The organism is Runella sp. SP2, from assembly GCF_003711225.1.
GTDB lineage: Bacteria > Bacteroidota > Bacteroidia > Cytophagales > Spirosomataceae > Runella.
In genome coordinates, this window is sequence record NZ_CP031030.1 from 733621 (window position 1) to 758495 (window position 24875).

At 45.0% G+C, this 24875-nt stretch carries 21 protein-coding genes; 9 read left to right on the forward strand and 12 right to left on the reverse strand.

Features of this window, described 5'->3' with window-relative positions:
• The first annotated feature begins 32 nt into the window (after positions 1-32).
• Genes DTQ70_RS02920 through DTQ70_RS02930 form a run of 3 tightly spaced genes read left to right on the forward strand, consistent with a single transcriptional unit; the run spans position 33 to position 2022 of the window.
• On the forward strand, positions 33-638 hold the full coding sequence (locus DTQ70_RS02920) for a DNA-3-methyladenine glycosylase (protein ID WP_122929421.1): 606 nt from the start codon (positions 33-35) through the stop codon (positions 636-638).
• A 51-nt stretch (positions 639-689) separates the two neighbouring features.
• A complete protein-coding gene (locus DTQ70_RS02925; protein ID WP_122929422.1) occupies positions 690-1205 on the forward strand; it encodes a hypothetical protein in 516 nt (171 codons plus the stop codon).
• Between the two features lie 25 nt (positions 1206-1230).
• On the forward strand, positions 1231-2022 hold the full coding sequence (locus tag DTQ70_RS02930) for a glycoside hydrolase family 25 protein (RefSeq protein ID WP_122929423.1): 792 nt from the start codon (positions 1231-1233) through the stop codon (positions 2020-2022).
• 5 nt (positions 2023-2027) lie between these two features.
• Here the strand turns inward: DTQ70_RS02930 and DTQ70_RS02935 are convergent, their stop codons facing one another.
• Together DTQ70_RS02935 and DTQ70_RS02940 are read right to left on the reverse strand one after the other, a co-directional pair.
• Positions 2028-3215, reverse strand: a complete 1188-nt coding sequence (locus tag DTQ70_RS02935) for a threonine synthase (RefSeq protein ID WP_122929424.1) — start codon at positions 3213-3215, stop codon at positions 2028-2030.
• 70 nt (positions 3216-3285) lie between these two features.
• A complete protein-coding gene (locus tag DTQ70_RS02940) occupies positions 3286-4188 on the reverse strand; it encodes a LysR family transcriptional regulator (RefSeq protein WP_122929425.1) in 903 nt (300 codons plus the stop codon).
• Positions 4189-4327: 139 nt separating this feature from the next.
• Between DTQ70_RS02940 and DTQ70_RS02945 the strand changes: the two genes are divergently transcribed.
• Entirely contained in the window at positions 4328-4984 is a 657-nt protein-coding gene (locus DTQ70_RS02945; protein ID WP_122929426.1) for an ABC transporter ATP-binding protein, read from the forward strand.
• Between the two features lie 23 nt (positions 4985-5007).
• Here the strand turns inward: DTQ70_RS02945 and DTQ70_RS02950 are convergent, their stop codons facing one another.
• The 6 genes from DTQ70_RS02950 to recJ form a co-directional block, all read right to left on the reverse strand.
• Positions 5008-6528, reverse strand: coding sequence for a helix-turn-helix domain-containing protein (locus DTQ70_RS02950; RefSeq protein ID WP_229600060.1), 1521 nt, complete (start codon positions 6526-6528; stop codon positions 5008-5010).
• Between the two features lie 66 nt (positions 6529-6594).
• Positions 6595-10341 (reverse strand): hydantoinase B/oxoprolinase family protein, encoded by a 3747-nt coding sequence (locus DTQ70_RS02955; protein ID WP_122929427.1) that lies wholly within the window; start codon positions 10339-10341, stop codon positions 6595-6597.
• A 78-nt stretch (positions 10342-10419) separates the two neighbouring features.
• Positions 10420-11148, reverse strand: a complete 729-nt coding sequence (gene gldF, locus DTQ70_RS02960) for a gliding motility-associated ABC transporter permease subunit GldF (RefSeq protein ID WP_122929428.1) — start codon at positions 11146-11148, stop codon at positions 10420-10422.
• A 49-nt stretch (positions 11149-11197) separates the two neighbouring features.
• Complete coding sequence (locus tag DTQ70_RS02965; RefSeq protein ID WP_122929429.1) at positions 11198-11716, reverse strand: DUF4199 domain-containing protein; 519 nt, start codon at positions 11714-11716, stop codon at positions 11198-11200.
• Between the two features lie 23 nt (positions 11717-11739).
• On the reverse strand, positions 11740-12477 hold the full coding sequence (gene lptB, locus DTQ70_RS02970) for an LPS export ABC transporter ATP-binding protein (protein ID WP_122929430.1): 738 nt from the start codon (positions 12475-12477) through the stop codon (positions 11740-11742).
• 10 nt (positions 12478-12487) lie between these two features.
• Positions 12488-14215, reverse strand: coding sequence for a single-stranded-DNA-specific exonuclease RecJ (gene recJ, locus DTQ70_RS02975; protein ID WP_122929431.1), 1728 nt, complete (start codon positions 14213-14215; stop codon positions 12488-12490).
• A 269-nt stretch (positions 14216-14484) separates the two neighbouring features.
• Between recJ and DTQ70_RS02980 the strand changes: the two genes are divergently transcribed.
• From DTQ70_RS02980 to DTQ70_RS02990, 3 genes are all read left to right on the forward strand, one after another.
• A complete protein-coding gene (locus tag DTQ70_RS02980) occupies positions 14485-15540 on the forward strand; it encodes a saccharopine dehydrogenase C-terminal domain-containing protein (protein WP_122934250.1) in 1056 nt (351 codons plus the stop codon).
• A 111-nt stretch (positions 15541-15651) separates the two neighbouring features.
• On the forward strand, positions 15652-16206 hold the full coding sequence (locus tag DTQ70_RS02985; protein ID WP_122929432.1) for a DinB family protein: 555 nt from the start codon (positions 15652-15654) through the stop codon (positions 16204-16206).
• A 112-nt stretch (positions 16207-16318) separates the two neighbouring features.
• A complete protein-coding gene (locus DTQ70_RS02990) occupies positions 16319-20800 on the forward strand; it encodes a T9SS type A sorting domain-containing protein (protein WP_122929433.1) in 4482 nt (1493 codons plus the stop codon).
• A gap of 56 nt (positions 20801-20856) precedes the next feature.
• Here DTQ70_RS02990 and DTQ70_RS02995 read toward each other — a convergent pair whose 3' ends face one another.
• The 4 genes from DTQ70_RS02995 to DTQ70_RS03010 are packed head-to-tail and all read right to left on the reverse strand — an operon-like array spanning position 20857 to position 23475.
• Positions 20857-21531, reverse strand: a complete 675-nt coding sequence (locus DTQ70_RS02995) for a response regulator transcription factor (protein WP_122929434.1) — start codon at positions 21529-21531, stop codon at positions 20857-20859.
• A 4-nt stretch (positions 21532-21535) separates the two neighbouring features.
• Positions 21536-22336: a sensor histidine kinase gene (locus DTQ70_RS03000; RefSeq protein ID WP_122929435.1), complete on the reverse strand. Its 801-nt coding sequence runs from the start codon at positions 22334-22336 to the stop codon at positions 21536-21538.
• Positions 22312-22962 carry a hypothetical protein gene (locus tag DTQ70_RS03005; RefSeq protein WP_164489831.1) on the reverse strand — a complete coding sequence of 217 codons (651 nt, stop codon included), beginning with the start codon at positions 22960-22962 and terminating at the stop codon, positions 22312-22314. The genes DTQ70_RS03000 and DTQ70_RS03005 overlap by 25 nt, the downstream gene beginning before the upstream one ends.
• Before the next feature lie 24 nt (positions 22963-22986).
• Positions 22987-23475 (reverse strand): hypothetical protein, encoded by a 489-nt coding sequence (locus tag DTQ70_RS03010; protein WP_122929437.1) that lies wholly within the window; start codon positions 23473-23475, stop codon positions 22987-22989.
• A gap of 311 nt (positions 23476-23786) precedes the next feature.
• On the opposite strand from DTQ70_RS03010, the gene DTQ70_RS03015 reads away from it, so the two are divergent.
• A complete protein-coding gene (locus DTQ70_RS03015; protein ID WP_028526424.1) occupies positions 23787-24320 on the forward strand; it encodes a hypothetical protein in 534 nt (177 codons plus the stop codon).
• Between the two features lie 24 nt (positions 24321-24344).
• Complete coding sequence (locus DTQ70_RS03020; protein ID WP_122929438.1) at positions 24345-24857, forward strand: hypothetical protein; 513 nt, start codon at positions 24345-24347, stop codon at positions 24855-24857.
• The last annotated feature ends 18 nt before the right edge of the window (positions 24858-24875 follow it).

The following is a 24875-nucleotide window of genomic DNA, read 5'->3' on the forward strand; positions in this document are numbered from 1 at the left end:
GATTATCTTTCGAATAAATTACACTTTACCCAATGTCGCCCGAAAATTATCTATCTAGCAAGGATGCTACTTTGGCGTCTATTATTGAAGCTACCTCTACTTTTAAGAAAACGGATTGGAACAAAGATTTGTACTTGGCACTCTTGGAAAGTATTGTTTCTCAGCAGATTTCGGTCAAAGCTGCGGATTCGATTTTTGCCCGTTTTAGGGCTTTATTTCCAGAGCAATATCCACATCCTGAGCTGCTTTTAGCCCAAACCGACGAAGAACTACGAAGTGCAGGACTGTCGTTTCAAAAAATCAATTATCTCCGTAATGTGGCTACGTTTTCGCTCGAAAAAGGCATGGATTATGCGCATTTGGACACGCTGACGGACGACGAAATCGTTGATTATTTAATTCCTATCAAAGGCGTTGGGCGCTGGACGGTAGAGATGCTGTTGATGTTTGTGATGAATCGTCCTGATGTTTTTCCCGTGGATGATTTGGTGATACGTCAAAAAATGGTGAAAGCGTATCAACTGACCGAAACAGGACGACCTTTGTACAAACAATTGCACGAAATTGCCGAGCAGTGGCGCCCGCACCGCACCATGGCTTGCCGCTATTTGTGGCGCTGGCAGCCAAACGCGAAATAGTTTGGTCTGTTTTTTGAGGGAAAATTAATTAAAGAAAAACTCATCGAAACTATGGAGGTGAAAATCTTGACCAGTAGTCAATATTTCAAGCTTTTGATGTTGATTTATGGAGTCATGTTGTTAGGACAGGTGGGAACGGGAATTGTCTTCTTTTTTTTAAGGAGCACCCAAGAAGAAGTGATGCAAAACAACGCTGAATTGGGTGAAATCTTTCAATATTTGATACCAATTTTGATTTTAATGCCTTTTTTTGGGTGGTATTTGTCAAAAAGTACATTGAAAAAGTTGAAAGAAAATGACCCACTTTCCGATAAACTTCGCACGTATCAAAGTACCATTTTGGTAAAATATGCCTTTTTTGAAGGAGCTTCTTTGTTTTCGCTGATTGCTTATTTTTTGACGGGCAAAAACATGTATTTGGGCATAGCTGGCGGGTTGGTGTTGTTTTTTTTGAGTCAAATTCCAACGCCCAAACGACTGTCTGCTGAGGTTCCCTTATCGCTCATCGACGAATCAAAATTGAACGACCCAGACGCCGAAGTGGCCGAAGTGCCACTGAAGGATTGAGGATTTGTTTGTACTTTTGCCCGCTATGACGCGTCGAATAACATCATCTACACCCCAAAAACGCCCCCTTCCGCCCGTTGGGTGGGCCATCTTGGTGGGGCTTCTTGTGCTGATTGGCGGAGGAATTTGGTATTATAACCGCCTGAATATCAATCAATGGAGACATGTGTCGAAATTAGGGATTCGTTTGCCGATGAAATTTCAAATCCACGGTATCGACATCTCAAAACACAACGGCCGCATCAATTGGAACGATCTTCGTGCGATGCGGTTTGAAGACATTCGCCTGCAATTTGTCTATATAAAAGCCACCGAGGGAACGTCATTGATGGACAAAGATTTCAAAACCAGTTGGCAAAAAGCCGATGAAGTGGGCTTGTACCGTGGTGCGTATCATTTTTACATTCCCTGGAAAGCACCAGAGCCGCAGTTTGAAAATTTCAAAAAAATGGTAAAACTAAAGCGAGGCGATTTGCCTCCTGTGCTTGATTTTGAAATTGGAACCAATGTCTATACCCGCGAACAAGTCGTTGCCAACGTGGCTACGTGGCTTCGGTTGGCCGAAAACTACTACGGTGTTCGCCCCATCATTTATACCAACGCCGACTTCTATCGCCGCTATATCAAAGGAAATTTGGACAATTATCCCCTTTGGATTGCCGATTATTCGGGTTGGACCCTCGACCGTTACGACGATGCCCGCATTCATTTTTGGCAACATTCAAAAAGTGGCTACGTCAATGGCATTCGCGGTACGGTTGACTACAATGTTTTTCTAGGGGAAGTCGAGGACCTAAAGCAGCTTTGCGTTAAGTGAAATATTTAGGAAATAAAGTTTTCAAGGTATTTATAGCCACTTCCCGTATTCAACAAAAGTATGTTTTCTGAACGTTGAATTTGCTGGGCTGCCGTCAATTGTTGAAGGGCAACAAAAAGCGCGGCTCCTTCGGGGGCAATGAGTAAACCTTCAGTTCGAGCGATTTCTTTCACGGCAGCGACCATGTCAGCGTCTGAAACGGCGACAGGGCAACCACCAGATTCTCGCATTACTTCCAGCATCAACGTTTCGGCAAAGGGCTGAGGCACTGCCAAGCCGTTGGCCAACGAAGCTTTGCCTTGATACTGAGTGGCATTGGGCTGCGCATTTTCCCACGTTTTAACGACGGGGCAGCAGTTTTCGGCTTGAACGGCGTACATACGCGGAAGTTTGGCGTCTTTCGCAATCCAGCCCAGGGCTTTAAGCTCAAAAAAAGCCTTCCAAATGCCAATCAGGCCAGTTCCACCGCCTGCAGGATATAAAATAACGTCAGGTAATTGCCAGTTTAACTGTTCCGCAATTTCGTACCCCATCGTTTTTTTCCCTTCCAACCGATACGGTTCTTTCATGGTCGATACATCAAAATAACCGTTTTGAGTTTTCATTTCGGCTACTTTTTTACCGCAATCGTTGATGAGGCCATCGACCAAAACAAGTTCAGCTCCGTACAATTCACATTCGTCTTTAAACACCTGAGGCGTGTGGCGTGGCATGACTACGGTTGCTTTGATACCCGCACGGGCGCAATAGGCTGCCATAGCGCCCCCTGCGTTTCCTGCGGTGGGAATGATGCACGATTCGACGCCAAATTCTTTGGCTTTTGAAATGGCCATGCTCAAGCCCCTTGCCTTAAACGACCCCGTTGGATTATTGGATTCGTCTTTGAGAATCAATTGTTTATACCCGTACTGACTTGCCCATTTCTGTAATGGCAATATGGGCGTTCCACCTTCGCCGAGTGTTACGATATTTTGGTCATCAAAAACGGGAAGCATTTCACGATAACGCCAAAGCGTATTGGGGCGAGTTGCCAACAAGGAAGGAGACAAAGGCGCCGAATAGTCGTAAGTAGCCCACAAAGGTTTTTGACAACAGGGCGAAAAGGTAGCAATAGTAGAGGCAGAATAGACTTTCTGACAATGGCTACATTGCAACGCAGCAACCCGACTTACGGAGGTGTGGGAGAGGAGCATGGTGGTTGTTTTTTTGCAAAACTAATGTGCTAAACCTCGCTCTGGAAAGTCAGATTTTTGATGGGGTATTCTAAAAGTTGATACCCTGCTGGCAATGTTTGATGAACAGTCGTGTGAGTTTGTGGTTTTCATCCCCTTGGCGTTGGACGATGTAAAAATCACGGTGAATGTTCAAGCCTGGAATTTCAATTTTGGTTAACTCCCCGTTTACAAGTTGTTTTTGGACAGATAATTGAGGAAGGAAGGCCAACGAGCCATTTTCTAAAATGAAATTTTTAAGCGCTTCCGTTCCGCCGATGATCGCTTGAATGGGCAATTGGGGAAGTGCAATCCCTTTGTTTTTTAAGGCATCAACCACAACAGCGAGCGTTCCTGAGCCTTTTTCGCGAACCGCAATGGGCGTATGAAGGAGTTGTTCCAACGACAGGGTGGTTGTTTTTGCTAATGGGCTATTGGAGGCACAAACGGCCACTACCTCATCGCGAAGCCAGAATTGGTAAGAAACCGAACTAAGTTTGTGGGTTCCTTCCACAATGCCCACATCGACTTCGTGGTTGAGAAGGGCTTTTAAAATATTGTCCGAGTTTCGATTGATAAGTTGTAACTGAATATTGGGAAATGCTTGGCGGAAAGAAGAAAAAATACGCGGCATTAGATAAAGCGCGACGGTCGTGCTCGCACCAACGACGAGCGCACCTTTGGCGTCCGATTGGTTACGTAGAGTCGAAATTTCAAACTGTAACTCTTGGTTTAACTGATGAGCCTTGGTCAGAAAATCAACTAAAATATGGCCTTCTTCGGTCAGACTAATGCCGTTGGTTTTACGTTCAAACAATGCAACCCCATAGACACCTTCCAAGTTTTTAATGTGTTTGCTCACCGAAGGCTGCGATAAGTACAGCTTTTCGGCGGCTTTAGAAAAGTTGAGCTGTTTGGCCACTTCCAAAAATACAAGGTGAGCAAAGTCAATCATGGCATTTGAAGATTCAATGCCAAAGAAACGCAAAAAATGGACTAAGTTGTTACAAATAAATTTCTAAGTCGGCTTGTTTTTATGGATGGCAGCCAGCTACTTTGTTTTTTGAAAATAGATACACAACTGGAATTTTCTCATGCTCAAAGCCCGCAATATCGTTCGTAATTATGGTAATCTGCCTGTATTAAAAGGAATTGACCTCGATATTCATCAAGGCGAACTGGTGACGATAGTAGGCGCTTCGGGGGCGGGAAAAAGCACGCTTCTTCAAATTGTAGGAACCCTCGACCGACCCGATGGCGGGCAAGTTTGGATGGACGACACCGACGTTTTTGCGTTGAAAGAGAAAGAGTTAGCGGCCTTCCGAAACCAAAAAATTGGCTTTATTTTCCAGTTTCATAACCTCTTTCCCGAATTTACGGCCCTCGAAAACGTGTGTATGCCTGCCTTCATTGGGGGGAAATCGCCCGAAGCTACCATTAAAAACCGTGGTGCTGAATTGTTAGAAATGTTGGGGCTCAAAGATCGTATGCAGCATTTACCTTCGCAAATGTCAGGAGGAGAGCAGCAGCGGGTAGCCGTGGCGCGGGCGCTTATTAATAACCCTGCCATTGTGTTTGCCGACGAGCCAAGTGGAAATTTAGACTCAAAAAATGCTGAAGATTTGCACCAACTCTTTTTTAAACTTCGTACCGAATTGCGCCAAACGTTTGTGATTGTAACCCACAACGAACACCTCGCTGACTTGGCCGACCGCAAGCTGGAAATGGTCGATGGTCTTCTCCGTTTATAGCTTTTTGGGTTAAAAATGAACTATTAGGCTTCCCCGCTTAGCTGAAGCATGGCTTTGCGGATGGCTTCATTTTTGCGTTTGCGTTGCAGTACAGTGGGAGCTGCCATCCGTTCTTTGCAGTCAAACGAAGGACAACGCTCGCAGGTTTCGTTGACTTCACGTTTGGGAATGTCAGCATTGTTCAAAAACTTAATCTTTGCCCGTACATTATTGTCCAAACGAATACCCATCGAAACACTCACGTTGAGGTTGGGGGTTGGAGACATCGGCTTGGCAAAAGCCACCACAAAGTATTCGTCTTGGGTGTCCATGTAATGCGAAATCTGCATTCGGCACAACGTATGATGATATTGCCCTTTAGATTGTAAATCAGCGAGTTCCTGCAAAATCGTCAACGCTACCCAACGGCGGCAGTAGTGTTCGTCGCGTACGGTATGGGGGTTGTGTTTGCGCGCGATGTGCATTTCTTTGGTGAGGTCAAAGCGATTTTGACCCGCAAAATTATTGAAACGCAAAAAGAACAATTGGCTGATACCAAAGTACTTAGGAAGGATATTGCTCAGCCGATAGCAGAAAGACTCGGGGGTACTGTGGAAGTAGTCAATGAGTTGTACGAGTGCTTCGCCGTCAAACTGGGGTTGGTCAAAAAAGTGACTTAGTTTTTGAGCCAGAACTTTCCCTTTGATAATGATGGCACTCGCAAAATACGATGCTTTATAGTTATTCAGAAGTTGCTCAAACGACTCGGCTTCCACTAAGTGCGTGGTATTGAGGCGGTTCTTGAGCTTCATGTATTGGTAGCCTAATTCCCGACCGTAAATAAAAGCACGCTGGTTGGCGTCGAGTTGGGGACTGACCAGTAAGCGCAATTTGTCTCCTCGTGGAACGAGCATTGACCGAATACCGATGAGTTCGGGGTATTTTTTTTCGTCGATAAACTGAATTTCGTAGGGGTAGTTTTTAACCAACAAATCTGCCAAGTATTTGTCGTTCAAAATCAACTCTTCGGGGACTTGGTAGTGGGCTAAAAACTGCTCGGCTTCTTGTTCCAAATCCTCAAAATAGTTGTCATACATCTCTTGGTACGTACGCAAAGCCGAGAAATAAAACTGCTCCACCGACATGTTGTAATTGCGGGCAATTTCAATCAGGGTTCCGATAAAAGCACTGAGCTTCGTGGGAGCGTCGGAGAGCATTTCGAGCAAGTCGGCGGGGTCGATGCCAAACAAATCTAAGGGAAGTTCGGTGAGGATATTCGACTGAAGAAGCTCCGAAATAGGTTCTAATTTTTTACTGAGTTTAATCGAAACCAATGAATCATACTCAACTTCGAGGGCGCGGGCAAGGGCAATTATTTTATCGGATTTAGGGTATTTTTTCCCTTTTTCAATTTCGTTGATGTAAGAAATAGAAAGCCCCGTACGCTGCGACAAGTCGCTGAGAGACAGTGATTTGTCGAGGCGAAGTTGTTTTAGTTTTAGTCCAAAAACGAGGCGAATATTATCTTGATTCAGTGGCACTTGATGAGCGGATGAGTAAAACATGAGGAACTCGAAAACCTGGGCTTCGTCTTCCTGTTGATTGATTTGGGTAAATTTAGCACTTTTTCTTTAATCGCCATAGCCGCCGCCCCCTGGGGTTTCGATGCAAAGTGTATCGCCCGTATCGACTTCGATGCTGCAAATCCCCGCCAATACTTCTTGCGTTCCGTCGGTACGAGTCAGGGTTTGTTGGCCTACTTTGCCATTTTGTCCTCCTGCCAATCCGTAAGGGGTGACAACGCGGTGTTGGGTGATGAGCGTTACGCGCAACGGCGCCAAAAAAGCAACTTCTCGGACAATTCCATCGCCGCCTTTCCAACGCCCTTCCCCGCCTGAATGTGCCCGAATTGCGAAGTTTTTGAGACGAACAGGGTAGCGTCGTTCGAGTTCTTCGGGGTCGGTGATGCGGGTATTGGTCATGTGTTGGTGAACGGCAGAACGCCCGTTGGCACCTTGGCTTGCACCCGTACCGCCGCAGATGGTTTCGTAGTAACCAAAGGCACTGTTTCCAAACAAAAAGTTATTCATTGTTCCTTGGCTACATGCCGATAATTCAAAGGCTTTGAGCAGGCTGTCCACCAACCGTTGACTGACTTCGGTATTGCCCCCTACGACGGCAGGGCATTCAGCGGCTTCATCGCTAAAAATGGGATGTAAAAAGCTGTTTTCTGGTAAACGAACTTCCACACCTTGCATTAAACCTTCGTTAAGCGGGATGTTTTTGTTGACCAGCAAACGGAGTACATACAAAATGGCGCTGTAAATGATGGAGACGTTGGCGTTGAGGTTGTTAGGGTGGCAATCTGATGTTCCCGTAAAGTCAAATATGATTCCCCCTGCTGAGTTAGGCTGTATTGAAACTCGAATCGTATGCCCATCGTCGAGCGATTCGGACGCTTCAAATACGCGGTTTTTATAGGGTAAAAAAGCCTGTTGGAGGGCTTCAAAAGCGTTGCTTTTCAGTAATTTCATATACCGATGCACCTTCGTCAAACCGTGTTGTTCGACCAGCTGCTGGAGCGCCAATTCGCCCGAGCGCAGGGAAGCCAAAGCGGCGTTGATGTCGGCAATATTTTCGGTCAAAGCACGGGTAGGGTAGGGAGAATTGGTGAATAATTCGGTAACGGTTTCCCACTGCATTTCACCATTTTTTACCAAATACGTTGGCAATAAGACGACTCCCTCTTCCACCAACGAGGTCGCGTCGGGAGGCATAGAGCCTGGTGTTTTTCCGCCTATTTCGGCGTGGTGAGCGCGGTTGATGACATAGCCGATAAGTTCTCCCGTAGGGGTAAAAACGCCCGACAGAAGGGTAACATCAGGTAAATGAGAGCCGCCGTATTTGGGGTGATTCGTAATGATGACATCGCCTACGCCAATGTTGATTTTTTCCCGAACCAGCCGCGCACAGACGCCCAAACTCCCCAAATGCACAGGAATGTGCGGGGCATTGACCAACAACTCGGCATCGGCATCTAGCAATGCACACGAAAAATCAAGGCGCTCTTTGACGTTGACTGAGAACGCCGTTCGCTGCAATTGAGCGCCCATTTCCTCCGCAATCGCCATAAAACGATTGGTAAATAGTTCTAATTCAATGGCTTCGATTTGGGCGTCAACGATACTATTCCGTTTTTCTACCAAAGTGACTACGACGTCGGAAGTAGGCGTGATGACGGCTTGCCATCCTTCGGGGATAAAACTGGTAGAAGTAGTATTGAGCAACACCGCAGGTCCCGAAAAGTAATCGCCTGGGTTCAATTGATTCCAGTCATAAGCGGGGTATTTTGCTTGGTGAATGGGACTGGCAAGTTGTTGTAATTGAGCGGTTTCGGTTGTTGCTTGGCTGGCCGCTTTTTCCGAAACGACAACTTTGACACTTTCTACTTCGATGGTCAGGTTGTTGGGACAGTAACCAAACAAACGGCGGTATTTATCGTAAAAATGTCCTTCAATTTCGTCTAAAGTAAGGGCTTTCTGCACGGGGACGGCTACCTCTATCGTACTTTCTTGGCCTTTGAAACGTAGATACAACAAAGCGAGTGCATTTTCTTTGTCAATAAGTTCCGTTCCATCTTGTTGGAGAAGCTGAGTGCCTTGTTCAGTGAGGTGGTTCAAACGGGTAAAAAGCGACTCGTTTATTTCGGTTAAAGGTAAAAGTACTTGTTGAGTAACAATGCGTTGGGCAGATGCTTGTCCCATTCCGTAGGCACTTAAAAGCCCTGCATCGTAGGGAAGAATAACGGTTGAAATACCGAGAATTTCGGCCAATTGGCAACCGTGTAACCCACCTGCTCCTCCAAAGGTAAGGAGGGGATATTCTTTGGGTGAAAAACCTTTGGCTACCGAAATTCGACGGATGGCCTCGGCCATTTTTTCGTTGGCAATTTGTTCAAATCCCCGCAGCAATTCTTCTTCCGAAATCGCTTGTTGGGTTTTTGTAAAAATCTGATGCTGAATGGTTTGAAGAGCTTCTTTGGCTTTGTCAACCCGAACGGGAATCCCAAAACGAGAGGTGTCGAGTTTGCCTAAAAGCAAGTTGACGTCCGTGATGGTTAAAGGACCTCCTGCACCGTAACAAGCAGGCCCAGGATAAGCACCTGCGCTTTCGGGGCCGACGCGTAGTTGATGCCCATCGAATCCGCAAATGGAACCACCACCAGCCGCCACGGTTTCGATAGCGAGGGTGGGATTGTGGAGTTCGATACCTTCGATTTTGGTGATAAATTCTAAATCCAATTTTCCGTCAAAACGAGCGGTATCGGTACTGGTGCCACCCATGTCAAAGGTCAAACAGCGCTCAAAACCAAGGCGTTTGGCGATTGCCGCCGCGCCTACCATTCCGCCCGCTGGACCGCTTAGGAGGCTGTCTTTGGCCTGAAAACTTTCGGCACTTACCAAGCCTCCCGCACTGGTCATTACCTTGACCGAATGATTGGAATGGACACTATTTTCTTGATGAAAAGAGGCGGTGATGTTGTTTAAATAATCCGAAAGAATCGGTTGTAGGTAAGCGTTGACGAGGGCTGTTTGGGTACGTTTAAGGTAATTAATCCCCGCGTATAAATCGGTCGAAGTGCTTACATAGCGGTGGCCTTGTGCAAAAAAATGACGTTGGACAGCTTGTTCGTGTGCTGGGTTTCGATAACTGTTGAGGAAAGAAATAGCGATGGATTCACCAGCGTTTTTATTTGAAACAGGCAGTGTCAGTGCTTCTATTTCAGTTCCTGAAGCATCGAGTCGTTCGTTAACTTCAACTACTTGATGGTACAAAAGCGTTGGGTCTGGAATGGCAATTTGGAACAAATTGGGACGTTGTTGCGTCCCGATTCGCAGTAAATCTTTGAACCCTTTGGTCACAAAAAGGGTGACTTTCGCACCTTTTCTCTCCAAAAGCGCATTGGTGCCTTTGGTCGTACCAAGCCGCATCGACAAGGGTGGAAAAGCGGCATCGAGCGGCGTTTGCGTCACAATCCTTGTCGCCAATACAGGTGCTTCTTCGTGGGTTGTAATTTCAAAATCGACGGCCTCTCCCTCCCAAACGAGGTCATTGGAAAGCGTTATTATATTGCCTTCAACCGCCGTTATGTGGAGAAAGTCGATTTGGCCAACGATTCGGAAGGAAAAACCAATAATTAATTCAGGGGAAAATGCCCAAGACGAGGAAATTTGGACTTGATGAGAGGCTACTTTTTGTTCAATTCTACCTCGTAAAAAGCTGCTACTAAGTACTTTGGTTCGGAGAAGGTCTTGAGAAGGAGTAAGCGCAAGGCAGTCGGTAAAAGTACCGCCTGTATCAATCCAAATGTGCCACATAATGAGGGGGGTATTTAAAATAACTTCCCGAAAGTAGGCTCACTTTCGGGAAGTTTAAAGTATGATTTTTACAAAAAATTACTTTCTTTTTCGATGTACTTGCCCTTGTGTGAGCCAAAGAAATAACGCAGCGACACTTACCAAATAAATCACGTTGCGGGAGTCAACCAAGCCACGCCCCAAATCAGCGTATTGTTGGTCGAGCGAAATCCACGAAATGGGATACGACAAAGAACCCCAAAAATCAAGTTTGGCCACGGCACCTATGCCCGCAAAAAGTAAAAAACTGACAAAAACACCAAGTACAAAAGCAACGATTTGGTTGTCGCTCAACGATGAAGTCCATAAACCAACGGCGACGAAAACCGCGCCCAACAGCAACAACCCAATGTAAGAACCAAATACTGCCCCAGCGTCAATATTGCCTACAGGATTGCCCAGTTGATACACCGTGAAATAATACAAAAGGGTAGGAGCAAGGGTGAGAATGATTAATACCCAATCCGCTAAAAACTTGCCAAGTACTAAGTTCCAGTCGCTCAGGGGCTTAGTGAGTAATAATTCAATCGTCCCGTTGCGAAATTCTTCGGCCAACGACCGCATCGTAACGGCAGGGACAAGAAAAAGTAACACAAAGGGGGTGAGGCTGAAAAAAGAACTCAAATCGGCATAACCGTAGTTCAGAATATTAGTATCAGGAAACACCCACATCAACAACCCTACGGCAGTTAAAAATACTGCCATGACGATATAGGCCGTAAGCGAGCTAAAGAAGGCGTTGATTTCTTTCTGGAAAATGGCAAACATTTTTAACTAATTACGAATTTGGAATGAAGAATTACGAATCGAGGTCTTTTTATTCAAAATCAAAGGGTTTATCTTTTTTCATAATTGCTGAAACAATCAATGAAATGATAAATCCTATAAGAATGGCCATAAAAATACCAAGCGCGAAAGTAATGCCAGGCGTTGAAAATTTGGCACTCATTTCTATCGCAGCGTCGATTTGGGCATCATCCATACCACGGTTTTCTAGGTCTTCTCTGGTTTTATCCAGAATTTGTTGGCGTAAAGTAGGATCCACAAATTCGTTGTAAATATAGTTGTAAACACCTGCCAAGAAACCACCAATACCCGACAGTAACGTGCCGATGCCAAGACCTTGGCCATAAGACATAAAACCACCATTTTGGGCGCGAAACTCTTTCATGCCCATGACCATCGCAAGAATTGGGATGATAATTCCCATCCAAGCAAGGCCAGGGTTGGTTACTTGTCCAGTTACATAAATAAGGGTACTAAAAATCATTGAACCAATTCCTGAAATGGCACCCCATTTTAAGGCGGCGCGGGCTGTAGTAGGTTGTTGTTCCATAAAGTAGCTTAGTTTAGTGATAATTAATCTTGAAGTTTGCGTTTCAATTCAAAGCTTTGTCCTAAATACAAACGACGCACTTGTGGGTCGGCGGCAAGTTCTTCGGGAGTTCCCTGTTTTAAGATTTTACCTTCAAACAACAAATACGCACGGTCGGTGATGGAGAGGGTTTCGGATACGTTGTGGTCGGTGATAAGAATACCGATATTTTTGAATTTTAATTTTGAGACAATGGTCTGAATGTCTTCGACGGCAATGGGGTCAACGCCAGCGAATGGTTCATCGAGCAAAATAAACTTAGGGTCAACGGCCAGACAACGCGCAATTTCCGTCCGCCGCCGTTCACCACCCGACAGTACCATCCCTTTGTTTTTGCGGACGTGCGTAAGGCTAAACTCCTCTAATAATTCTTCACATTTGGCTTTTTGTTCGGATTTGCTCAGGTCTGTCATCTCAAGGACGGCGATGATGTTTTCTTCGACGGTCAGGGTCCTAAACACAGAAGCTTCTTGCGCCAAATAGCCAATGCCCAAACGCGCACGTTTGTACATGGGCAAATCGGTGATTTCTTTATCGTCGATATACACATGGCCGCTGTTGGGTTTGACAAGCCCCGTTGCCATGTAAAACGATGTCGTTTTACCTGCGCCGTTTGGCCCCAACAATCCAACAATTTCACCTTGCCCAACTTGGTAACTGACGTTGTTGTTAACAAGGCGTGAACCGTATTTTTTTATCAAATTTTCTGTTCTGAGAATCATAATTTTCTGTTCAACCTTCTTCAAATCGTATGTCTTTCAAATACAACTGTAACGTCGTCTTATCGCGAAACGTATTTTCTTCGATGGTATAAGCGATTGAAAATGGCTTGCCCGACATAAGTTTTGGGTAAAAATCGACCATGCCAAAGCCAATCGCGGTGTATTTGGTGGGGCCTTGGGGGCTGGGCTGAAACACTTCCAATTTTAAGTGCTTTTCTTTCATCAACGTCGGATTTCCGCTCATCCTCACTTGGTGACTCGCAAATACGGGCGTCATGTTTTCAGGGCCAAAAGGAGCCATCTGCTTGACGATGCTGTAAAATTTGGGTGTAATGGCGTTGAGATCCAAATCCATATCAATCTCAATCAACGGTGTAAGTTGCTCTGGCCGAATACGTTCAGTTACAATGTTATTGAACTTTTTGCGAAAAGCATCAACGTTCTCAACGGGCAATGAAAGCCCGGCGGCAAAGGTATGTCCCCCAAATTGTTCCAATAAATCGGAGCAGGCTTCGATGGCTTCATACACATCAAATCCTGGGACGGAGCGTGCCGAACCCGCCGCTTTGCCGTGTGAATTGGTCAGGATAACCGTTGGGCGGAAAAAATGTTCAATGCAGCGACTCGCCACAATTCCCACAACGCCTTTATGCCAATCTTCCTTATAAAGCACCGTACTGTTGGCCGACAGCATCCATTCGTCTTCACGAATCATGTTCAAGGCTTCGTCGGTAATACTGGTGTCAAAATTTCGGCGGTCGCTGTTGTGCTGATTAATTTCTTGGGCAAATGCCTCGGCTTCTGTTTTGTCTTTTGACAAAAGAAGTCGAACCGCCTCTTTGGCGTGCGCAATCCGCCCAGCGGCATTGATTCGTGGCGCCAGTCCGAAAACCACACTGTTGATGTCGAGTTCGTTGCGCAGTCCTGCCAGCGCCACGAGCGCATTGATGCCCGGGCGTTTGTGTTTATTAAGTTCTTTGAGGCCAAAAAAGGCCAACGCACGGTTTTCGCCCGTAATATGCACAATATCAGCGGCAATGCTGACGACCAATAAATCAAGCTGTTGATACAAGACCTCTTCATCACCCATTCCTTGTTCGCAAAGGGCTTGTAGGAGTTTAAACCCGACGCCGCAACCCGTCAACTCTTTATAAGGATAAGGGCAATCATCGCGTTTGGGGTCAAGAACGGCCACCGCAGGAGGAAGGTGCTGGTCGGGACGGTGGTGGTCACAAATGATAAAGTCGATGCCTCTACGTTGGGCTTCGGCTACTTTATCGGCCGATTTGATGCCACAGTCGAGGGTCACAATGAGCTTAACCCCTTGTTCTTCGGCATAATCGATTCCTTGCCACGAAACCCCATAGCCCTCAGTGTAACGGTCGGGAATGTAATATTCGAGCTGTGTGTAGTATTTTTTGAGAAAACCATAGAAGAGCGCCACCGATGTCGTGCCATCCACGTCGTAATCTCCATAAATGATGATTTTTTCGTTGTTTTCAAAAGCACGTAATAGTCTCGCCACGGCTTTGTCCATGTCCTTCATTAAGAAAGGGTTATGGAGATGAGCGAGCGAAGGTCTAAAAAAGTTTTTGGCCTCATCAAAAGTCCTAATCCCACGTTGCACAAGGAGTTGTCCCAAAAATGGATTGACATTGATGGATTTGGCAAGGGCTTCCGCTTGGATTTGTTGCGATTCTGAAAGTGTTGTTCGGAATGTCCAACGTTTGGTATTCATAGCTTGCAAAGTAACGAAAATATAGTCAATTCCGTTTAGATACCCCAGAATCTATTCCGAGTTCTTTAGATATTTTTAACATTCCCTTGCCAAAATAGGCTAGGGTTTTTACATTTGCTTTACGATGAATCCTGACCTCAAAAAATACCTCGCTCGACTTGCCTACTTGCGTAGCGCTTGTTCATTTGTTCCATAACGAGCAAGGTTAAAGCCCCTCTGTGGGTGACTCTTTTTCTTCCCAGTTTCATTCCAAAAATCAACAAACTACCATGCAAAATGTATTAATCATTGGCTTGGGGAAAGTAGGCTCATTGGTGGCTACTTTGCTCCACAAGCGTTTTAATGTCAAAGGTCTAGATAAGCGTAAGCCTAGCCGAAGCTTTGCTTTTGAGGTGATTGAAGGCGATGTAACCGACGAAGCCTTCATTGAACGTACCTTGTCGGAGTTTGACGCCGTTGTATCGTGTATGCCCTACAACCTCAACTTGCCGATTGCGCGGGCTGCCTTTAAAAACGGTATTCATTATTTTGACCTCACCGAAGATGTTCCTACCACAACGGCAATCAGAGAAATGGCCCACTCTCACCGTGCTGTGATGGCACCGCAATGTGGATTGGCACCTGGGTTAATTGGAATTGTGGGAGCTGATTTGGCCAAACGTTTTGAGCGCTTGCGTGATATTGAGCTTCGGGTGGGAGCATTGCCAAGGTACCCAAATGGGTTGCTGGGGTATTCTTTTACGTGGTCGCCTGCGGGGGTCATCAACGAATACATCAACGACGCTGAAGTGATTCATAACGGCGAGCGCAAAATGGTGTCGTCGTTGGATGGTATCGAAGTCATTAACATCGAAGGGCAGGAGTTTGAGTCGTTTAGCACGTCGGGAGGGCTAGGAACCATGTGTGAAACTTACCTTGGGAAAGTCGATACCCTCAACTACAAGACGATTCGCTACCCAGGTCACGCCAAGCTGATGCGTTTTATGCTGTACGAACTAATTATGAAAAACAACCGTCAGCAGCTGGAAGAAATCTTGACCGCGGCCAAACCACCCGTCAAAGAAGACGTGGTCTATGTATATGCCGTCGTGGAAGGTTGGCAGGCAGAGGGACTTGCGCGCGAAGAGTTTTATCGGGCGTATCATCCCATCGAAATAGATGGTGTGCATTGGCGGGCTATCTCGTGGACAACGGCGGCTTCGGTGGCGGCAGTGGTAGAGATGGTTGCCGATGGCACATTGCCGCAGCAGGGATTTATCAAACAAGAAGAGATACCATTTGAAGCTTTTTTAGCAACTACCAATGGTAGCTTTTTTAAAGAGTGATAAAGCGTATTTAAAAATATAGTGTCTTATAAGTGACTTTTAGACAGAGAGTTCCGTATATGATTGTAAAACGTTAATAAAAACCATTTCTAGATTCGAGTTAAAACCCTCATGGCAAAAAAAATAAATCGTCAGACTGCACTTCGTGCTTTAGTTGGAGTAGGCGGAACACTCCCCGTCTTGGGGCAAGAGCGTTCCAAAAAAGAGTTAAAAGAGTTTCAAGAAGAGTTTAGCGTGGCTTGGCGCCGTTCGCTCGACTATTCGTTGACGATTATTGGGCAAATGCCCGAAGAGCATTTGGACTTTCATTATACCCCCGAAGCCATGACTTTTCGTGGGCAGTTTGTGCACTGTATTGTGTTTACTGCCATGCAATTTGCGGGAAGGTTCGATATTCCCAACCCTTACGACGCCAAAAATGATTGGCAAAAACTATCAAAAAACCAACTCATCGACGAAATGAAGGGTTTTTACGCGTGGGTTGAAAAGGTAGTTGGCGAACTTCCCGCCGAACGACTTGCTCGTCACGAAGGGTATGCAGGTGGAAAAATTCAAGCGTGGCGTTTCTTCTACGCCATGGAAAACCATATTATTCACCACCGTGGACAAGCAATTTGTTACTTACGTCTGAAAGGTATTACTCCTGAAGGATACGTAGGTTGGTAGGTGTAATCTTGGTATGTTAAACCTAGTAAATTGATTTTTAGTAGGTTTAATTATGAGTTTTTAGTATAGTATGTATATATGTATAGTATTTTTATTTAACAATTAATTACCCATGAACCAAAGTTTATTAAAGTTTCGCCAAAGAATAAAGCTAACCGTTGCGTTGGTTTTTTACGTTCAATTCGTGTTTTCCCAAAACCTAGTGGTTTGGGAATTATCAGGAGCGACGGGGAGTCAAACAAGTAATACCCCTTCAACCCTTACAACTGGGATAAATTCGGGTCTCTTAAACCGTGGAGCAGGTATCACAGCCGTTACAAATTCGGGGTCTATCAATGCCAATGGCTGGTTTAGTTCTACTGCGCCAACCACACTGACCGATGCAATAACCAACAACGATTATTACCAATTTAGCCTCACCATTGCAGACGGTTATAAAGCAAAACTGACGGGGGTTGGGCTTGTACTTCGCTCATCGAATACGGGACCAAACAAGGTAACTTTACGAAGTAGTATTGATAATTTTGCGACGGATTTGGGAAGTGCAATAGTGACCACCGACGCTCTTTGGGAAACAATCACATTTGCCAACGCGTTGACCAACGTTGAAGGTACGATTACCTTTCGACTATATGGTTATGGTTCGGCAGCTAATGCGGGCTCAAATCCTGGATTAACAGGAACGCTACGAATTGGTGCAGGGGCAATTGCGGCTGATAATGATTTGATAATCGTAGGAACGGTTGCCCCAACCGTAAGCCTGGCAGCCAGTAGCACTTCGGGAAGTGAAGCGGATAAAACTGAAATAACCTTGACGGCAACAACCACCTCTAATGTAGCAGGTGACCAAACGGTGGAAGTAGCTGTTTCGGGAACGGGAGTTACAACGGGCGACTACACTTTATCGGCGGCCAAAATAACGATTCTGAATGGTACAAACTCAGGAAGTATCACCTTCAAAGTTGTCGATGACTTTATTGCAGAAAATACCGAAATAGCCACCCTTACTGCCATCAATCCTTCTTCGGGGATTAGTTTGGGTGAAACTACTTCGCAAATGATTACGATTACTGACAATGATGTTTCAGGTATTAATTTGACAGAATCGGGAGGTTCTACGAAGGTAAAAGAGGGGGCAGAAATGGATAGCTATACAATTGTACTCAAAAGTGAACCTATGGCGAATGTTACGATTAACATCACTTCGGGAGGACAAACTACTACGAACCCAACCAATGTTGTTTTTACGCCTGCCAACTGGAATGTTGCTCAAACAGTGACAGTTACGGCGGTGGACGATGCCCTGATTGAAGGTAATCATACGGAAACAATTATACAGACAACGAGCAGTGAAGATGCAAATTATAACGGAGTTGTTATGCCATCAATGACGGTGACAATTGCAGACAACGATGAAGCGTTTGATTGTCCAACATTAATTGCTACAAGCAGTAAAAATGTAGAAATATGTTCAGGTGACAATTCGACGGATATTTCCTTGACTTCTACTCGAAATGATTTGGAGGTAAAACTTGTCTATTTTACCTCGGCTCAGACAGGTACAGCCATGTATTCGGGAGGTACTTCGCTCGGGAGTTCGTTGACGCCTACGGGGGCAAGTTCTCCCTATCTTCTCAGTTTTAATGACTTGACTTTTCCACTCAACACGACAGGAGAAGCGATTAACTATTACGTGTATGCCATTCTTGACGTAGCAGATGCCCAATTGACCGAAATGACATGCCGACCTTACCTTTCTTTTGAAGTAACAATCAAGCCTCTGGTGACAACTTCGGTGGTAATTTCATCAGATGATTCAGACAATAACATCATTGTGGGAACAACTGTAAACTTTACGGCAGTAGCAACCAATGGAGGCGATGCGCCGAGTTTTCAATGGAAGAAAAACAACCAAAACGTAGGTACCTCTAATTCTACTTATACGGATGCTCAACTGGTAGATGGTGATGTGATTAGCTGCGTTTTGACAAGCAATGCCACCTGCCCCGCTTCTACGACGGCGACCAGTAATGAAATAAGCATAAAAGTGACTCCCGCTGAGGTGGAATGTGGACTCCCAACGGTTTTTGAAGTAACAGGCGGTGGAAGTTTTTGCGCTGGTGGAGATGGTGTAGAAATAGGGTTAGCTAGTTCTGAAACGGGAGTAAAATACCAATTAAAAAAAGGAGATGACAATGTAAACGCCCCCATTGAAGGCACGGGAAGTGCAATTTCGTTTGGAAAAATAGCGATTGCAGGAACGTACACCGTTGTCGCAACGCGCACAATTGAAGCATCCTTGGGCAATTGTAACATTGGTATGGAAGGCAGTGCGGCTATCGCGTTCAATGAGCCCATCAATGCGAGTATTTCGGGAAACAGTGAAGTTTGTAAAAATTCACCGTCACCATCGGTAACGTTTTCGGCGACGGGTGGAACGAGCCCATATACTTTTGTTTACTCGCTCAATGGAGAACCAAACCAAACAACCACAACTTCAACGATATCAGTCCCAACAAGCACTACAGGGGTATTTACCTATACGTTGGTAAGTGTGACGGATGCCAATGGTTGCACTGGAACAGTGAGTAATACAACTGCCAAAATTTCGGTGGTGGGTGCCCCTCGCATAACTCTTTCTGTGCTACAAACGACTGTTAACGAAGGAACTTCTCAAGTTTTTTGTGATACCGATTCGAATCCTGTGAACCTTTTACAGTTTACGGTTTCGGGTTTGTGCGTTTCGGGTTCGCTTGTTGTTTGGCGTGTGCAAGTTGGCAATGGCGCTTGGAGCGATTGGTCAGGCACCTCACCAGTTTCCCAATTGTCTAATAACCAACCTTACCGTTACCAAGCCGCGTGTGATATTAATTGTCCTGCTACATTTACAAGTCCAATGGAGGTTACAATCAACCAGCGTGCTTCTGTTCCTCAAGCGGTTTCTCTAACGGCAGATGGGGTCAACGTTGCGGCTGGTGAAACCAAGGAAGTGTGTAGCTCGGCCAGCCAAGGGCTATTATTTCATGCCACTTGTGCGGTTGGAGAGGTGATTCTGTACTCAGTTGATGGGGGTGAGTATAGCGCCACAATCCCAATGGCTTTGATAGACAATCAGTTTCACAATTACCGTGTGCGTTGCCGAAAATCGGATGGAACGGCTTCGTGCGTTGAAAGTGAGTCGGGGGTGATGCGCTTAAAATTGGTAGCGATGCCTGCGGCACCAACAGCGGCATTATCATCCACTGTAAGCTGCCAAGCGGGAGCAAATTTTAGTGGACAAGCCTCTTGTGGAAACCTGAAAACGGTATGGTACAATGCCCTCACGGAGGCTGCACTGCCTAATCTTCCTGCCACAGTTCCAGCGGTAACTACTTCGTATTATGTGCGTTGTCAGACTGAAAATGGGTGCTTGAGTGGAAAAAGTAACGTCGTAACATTCACCGTAAACCCAGTTCATATTGCTCCAGTCGTAACGGTAAGTCAAGCCTCGGTTTGCATGGGGACTACCGTGACAGTCTCGGCCAACTGCCCCGCTGGCAGTAGTACTTTTTGGAATACAGGCGTGACATCGCCAAGTTTTGAGGTATCGTTTAATAACGTAACAAAGCAGTCTTATTGGGCCAAGTGCATTTTTGAAGGAGGCTGCCAAAGTTTGGAAAGTGCGCATCAGGACATACGCTGGAATGCTTTTGTGTTGACGCTGATTAACCTAGGTCAAAGTCAGTCGGCAGTTAAGCCAACAAACAACCGCGATGACTGGAAAAATAACTTCATTGGCCGCGATGGAGGTGCAGAATTGGAGCAAAGTACGCAGCAAAATCCGACGTTGTATTTTGTAGAAAATACCAATAAAACCGCTCCTCGTTACTGGACAATTAATGTGGATGCTTGTGGCTTAGGTACAGGAGGCTCATTGACTTTTGACTTGTTGGCAACGCCAGAGATGGGCGTCATTCGTTCTTACAACACCCATGAAAACAATGCGCCTTATTTCATGTATGCCAACCGCGAAGGTTGGACTGAGCTTTACGGGCCAAATCATCCCGCTTATGGTTTTTATGAAGACAATGGAAGTGGTGGGAACATTTATGACGCTGGGCTACCGAAAGGTTTGTATAAATTGGGTGTGCGTTATTGGGATATGAAAGGCTGGGGAAGCATTTATCCTGCTACGCGTAAGCCACAAGGGAACGTATTGGCGTATCAAGAATACTGGTTCAGAATTCAGTCTAAAGATGGAGTCGGTGTGGGAGGAGCGAGAGAAGAGGCAAATGGCAAGGAGCAAGGGTCGGACCGTCGCACGGCAATTATTCCCCCATTGGGACGGTACGCCGCGCGGGGCAGGGGGCTGACAGTTCTCCCCAATCCAGTCACAAACATCCTCCGTCTTCAGGTGCAAGACAGCAAGGGGCAGTTGGTGCAAACAACACTGACCGACGTTTCGGGTCGTGAAATTTTGAGTCGCCTATTTGTGCCCGAAACCAACAAGCACCATGAAGAAATAGCCACTGAGGGACTTGAATCTGGGGTTTATTTCTTAAAAGTTGCTGTCAATAATCAACAAACTACCCTAAAAGTGGTGAAGGTGCAGTAAAAGAGTTGGAGTTTACCAAAATGAATTAACAAGGCCCGCTACGGCGGGTCTTGTTGTTATAAAAGCTCGGTAGGGTCGATGAGCCTGTGTTTGATGGCAAAAAGAACCAATCCTGCTGAGTTGCGAGCACCCGTTTTTTCGAGTAGATTGTTTCGGTGACCATCGACAGTACGAACGCTAATAAAAAGTTGGTCGGCAATTTCTTGGGCAGTTCGTTGTTTACAGATGAGGCTAAGCACTTCAATCTCCCGCGAAGTGAGGGTAGAAGGGATGTTGTCGGTGAGCGTAATTTTTTGACGCTTGTTCGTCAGCCGATTTTTCATGGCGTTCAGAAACGCCTCATTGAAGTAAAAATCTTTGTCGATAACTGTCCGAATGGCGCGTTCTACTTCTTCGGGCTCAACGTTTTTGAAAAGATAGGCATTTACCCCTAGTTCCATCAAATGAGTCACGAAACGGTCTTCGCCATAGACCGAAAGAATAATTATTTTGATAGAAGGATAGTGTGCGTGAAGGAGCTTGGTGGTTTCAATTCCATTCAACTCAGGCATCGACAAATCAAGCAAAACTACGTCGGGAATAGGTTCAAAGTTTTGAAGCGAATCAAGCAAAATACGGCCGTTATCAGCCTCTAACACAATCGAAATATTCTCAAATGTATTGATAATTGACGCCATTCCGCGCCGAAAAAGTACTTGGTCGTCGGTAATGGCTACGCGGATGTTTGCCATAAAATTATGATGCTGAAAGAGGAACGTTAACGGTAACTTTGGTCCCTTGATTGGGTTGGGTAATAAACTGCAATGTACCATCAAACATACGGGCACGAGTTTCGATATTTTTAAGACCTAAGCTTTTTTTGCGATAAGCCTCGTCAAAATCAAAACCGCGCCCGTTGTCGATGTAAAGTAGGGTAAGTTGGGTGTTTTGCTTTTGAACTGTAATCTGAATTTGAGTCGCTTGGGCGTATTTAATGGTATTATTGAGCAATTCTTGCACAAGTCGGTACAGCATCAAGTTGAGCGAAACGCTGGCTTCGGGAATGTCCTCAATTTGCCAGTCGATGTCGGCTTCAGTCAGTTCAAGCGATTTTTCGCACAACCCTTCGATGGCATAACTCAATCCAAACTCTTCTAATCCGCTGGGGAGTAGGTCGTTAGAAATACGTCGAACGCTATCAATGGTTGCGTCAATCAGTTCTTTGTATTTTTTGGTTAAGGAAACGATTTCGGGCGAAATTTTTGACTCAGCAGGCATTTGGCCTACCAACAAGCGCATGGCCGAGAGTGCAGCCCCAATTTCGTCGTGCAAATCACGGGCAAGCCGTTTTCGCTCCGACTCAATCCCCTCCAACGTACTGTTGATGAGTTCTTGTTGGTATTTGAGTTCCATTTTTCTATAGTTTAGTTCTTGACGAAAAAGGCGGCGTTGATAAAGTACAATAAACCCTACCACGCAACCTACCAGTAAAATCATCACAAACGACCCACCGAAAATAGCAAGGTATAAATCTACTTCTGATGAGGACTGTTCCATAAACCTATTCCAATTAAGATGTACAAGAGGGCTATCAGGCACGAATGTAACCCCCATGACATATAATTGAAAGCTTTATTTTCTTTTAAAATGACATTGCTTAGGATGAACAACACAAGGTTGCCAGCAAAGTAGAGCAAGAAACCCGTGTTTATCCAGAAAATAGGTTGTTGAGTGGGGTTTTTAGTACTAAGTTCAATCAATAATTTGTAAAAACATAAAAGCGAAAAAATAACCACCAAAATGGCTTCTAAGCCCCGAGAATAGGTGTTGAACTCCGTGATTTTTTGAATAAACAAGGAGTTCAACACGGCAAATCCCGTAAAGAAAACCATCAAACTGGGTACTAAACGACGACTATAGAAATAGCCGAAAAAACTAAAATAAAATAACGCAATGAGGTTAAATTCTAACACTGTATATAAATGAAGTATGGGTAAATTGGTACCCATGAGCTTACTGAGCCACGTAGCTACTATTTCGGTGCCTAAGCAAAGCCCCAAAAATGCAACAATGTATCTATATTCTTTGCGAATAAAGCGAGCTCTGTATAATGTTATGCTCGCTGGAAATGCTAAAAAATAGGCACCGTGATAAAGCATCCATGTTAAAAAACCTTGTATCATTCGCGTTTTTAATCAGATTAATTACTAGCAACTAGACCCATCGGGTGCTGCAATGAAAAGTGGACTTTCTGGGTCACAAATGGGAGGGCATGGGCGAGTGACGTCAAATACTTGATAGTCGCCCTTAACCTCTTTCCCAGTGGCTATATCATAAACTGTTTGCTCTCCAATCAAATCAATGATGTCATCTTTGTCATCGCCATCATAGTCTTTAATGGTTGTCCCTTTTACCGCTGCACTTGCAATAACGAGGCAAGGTTCATAACCAAGTTTTGTATCAGGATTAGGTTTAAGACCAATGTAGAGGCGAGCAAATTCAGAATCAGGTTGTGCAAGCATCTCAACAAAATCAGCGCGGCGAACTACAAATGCGCGTATGTCTGAAGGTTTAAAATCAGGGTCATTGGCAGGGTTAGCATTAATCCAGTTTGATACCCACGACTGAGCGTCGGCTAGGGGTACTGCTACTGATTGCCACTCGTTTTCTTGGTCTTTGGTTACGTGCGTACTCATGAGTCTTTTTTTAAGTTGAGGGATGATTGATTGAAAAATCTAAATATAAAGAAAACGTACAAATCTAGGGGCTTTCTCTGCTAGAAAAATAGGTAAAAATGCCTGTTTTGGGCATATAGGTAAAATTACGGGGTTGGTATAGGTTAAAATGCCTGTTTTAAAAAAAGGGTATTTTAACGGATAGGGAGGCGGCAGATGTTCTTCAATTTTGTATCGGCTTAAACAACTAAGTCATGGTTAATTGCTCAACATAATTTTACCCAACGTTATGAAAAACTCTTCAAAATTTTAAACTATTAACTTTTCACGTTATGAACTACACATTTAACAAGACCACTTTTCGGTCGTTCTATCCTGATTGCGAAGAAACCAAGGATGGCACAGCAATTGAGTACAAAGTGGAGGACTCAAACTACCGGGTTTATTACCCAACCAATGTCGTTAAAACGTCAACGACGATGCAAATGACGGTTCAGCTTGACCATATCAGGGGAGGGGCAACCGATGACCACGTGATACTTGTTCTCAATTACGACGACAAAGCCCATTTGTCGAGCGTAAGTTATACGTGGGAAGCTGGAAATGACGGGTACCAAATTCCAGAAACACTCATCAAGGCCGTCGATATTGCCTTCGACGTAGCGGGTTTACTGGGTGCTTTTGAAACAGCAGGAATTTCGGAAGAAGTAGCCGAAGGAACAAAAGAAGTATTCGACGTATGTTGCAAAGCGTACAATGATATTTCCAAAATTGTGGTGAAATGGAGTGACAACGGAGGACGTATGTACTTCATCCCCGTGGTTTGTCACAGTATCATTCGCCTTACCAATTCGGTATCTGTTTAATTCACCCTTAACTTCCTATTTGTCATGAACTTCAACTATGATACTTTTAGCTCGACTTTAGATACCTACGATGACGTAGATGTAAAACATAGCAGCACAAACCATGGCTGGTTTTACAAAGATTCAAAAGATGATTCTGATTTTAACTTGGTGGTAGAATACTCGTACGATGATGATCACAACTACCGTACGTGGCGCCAAGAACTGACCAAGATGGAAGGCAATTCTGGCCTGTTGGTTTCTACTAAAATCGACCATATTCGCGGAGATAACCAAGACGACCATTTGATTTTGATGGCCTGCTACAACGCCGTCGGGGTGATTTGTTATGCCCAGGCGTTTGTGCAAATGAAAAACGAAGACCCCATACAAACCGATATTATCACAACAGGCGACATTCCTGATCAAATTCACGACCAAATACAGGCGCATATCAAAGACGATTATGGTATTAATGGAAGTACCGATGGTCGCAAAAAAATTCCACACATAGCCAAAGTGAATCTTTACAGCATGGCGGCGGCAGTTAGTGTTTAATTATCAATTGGTTTCATT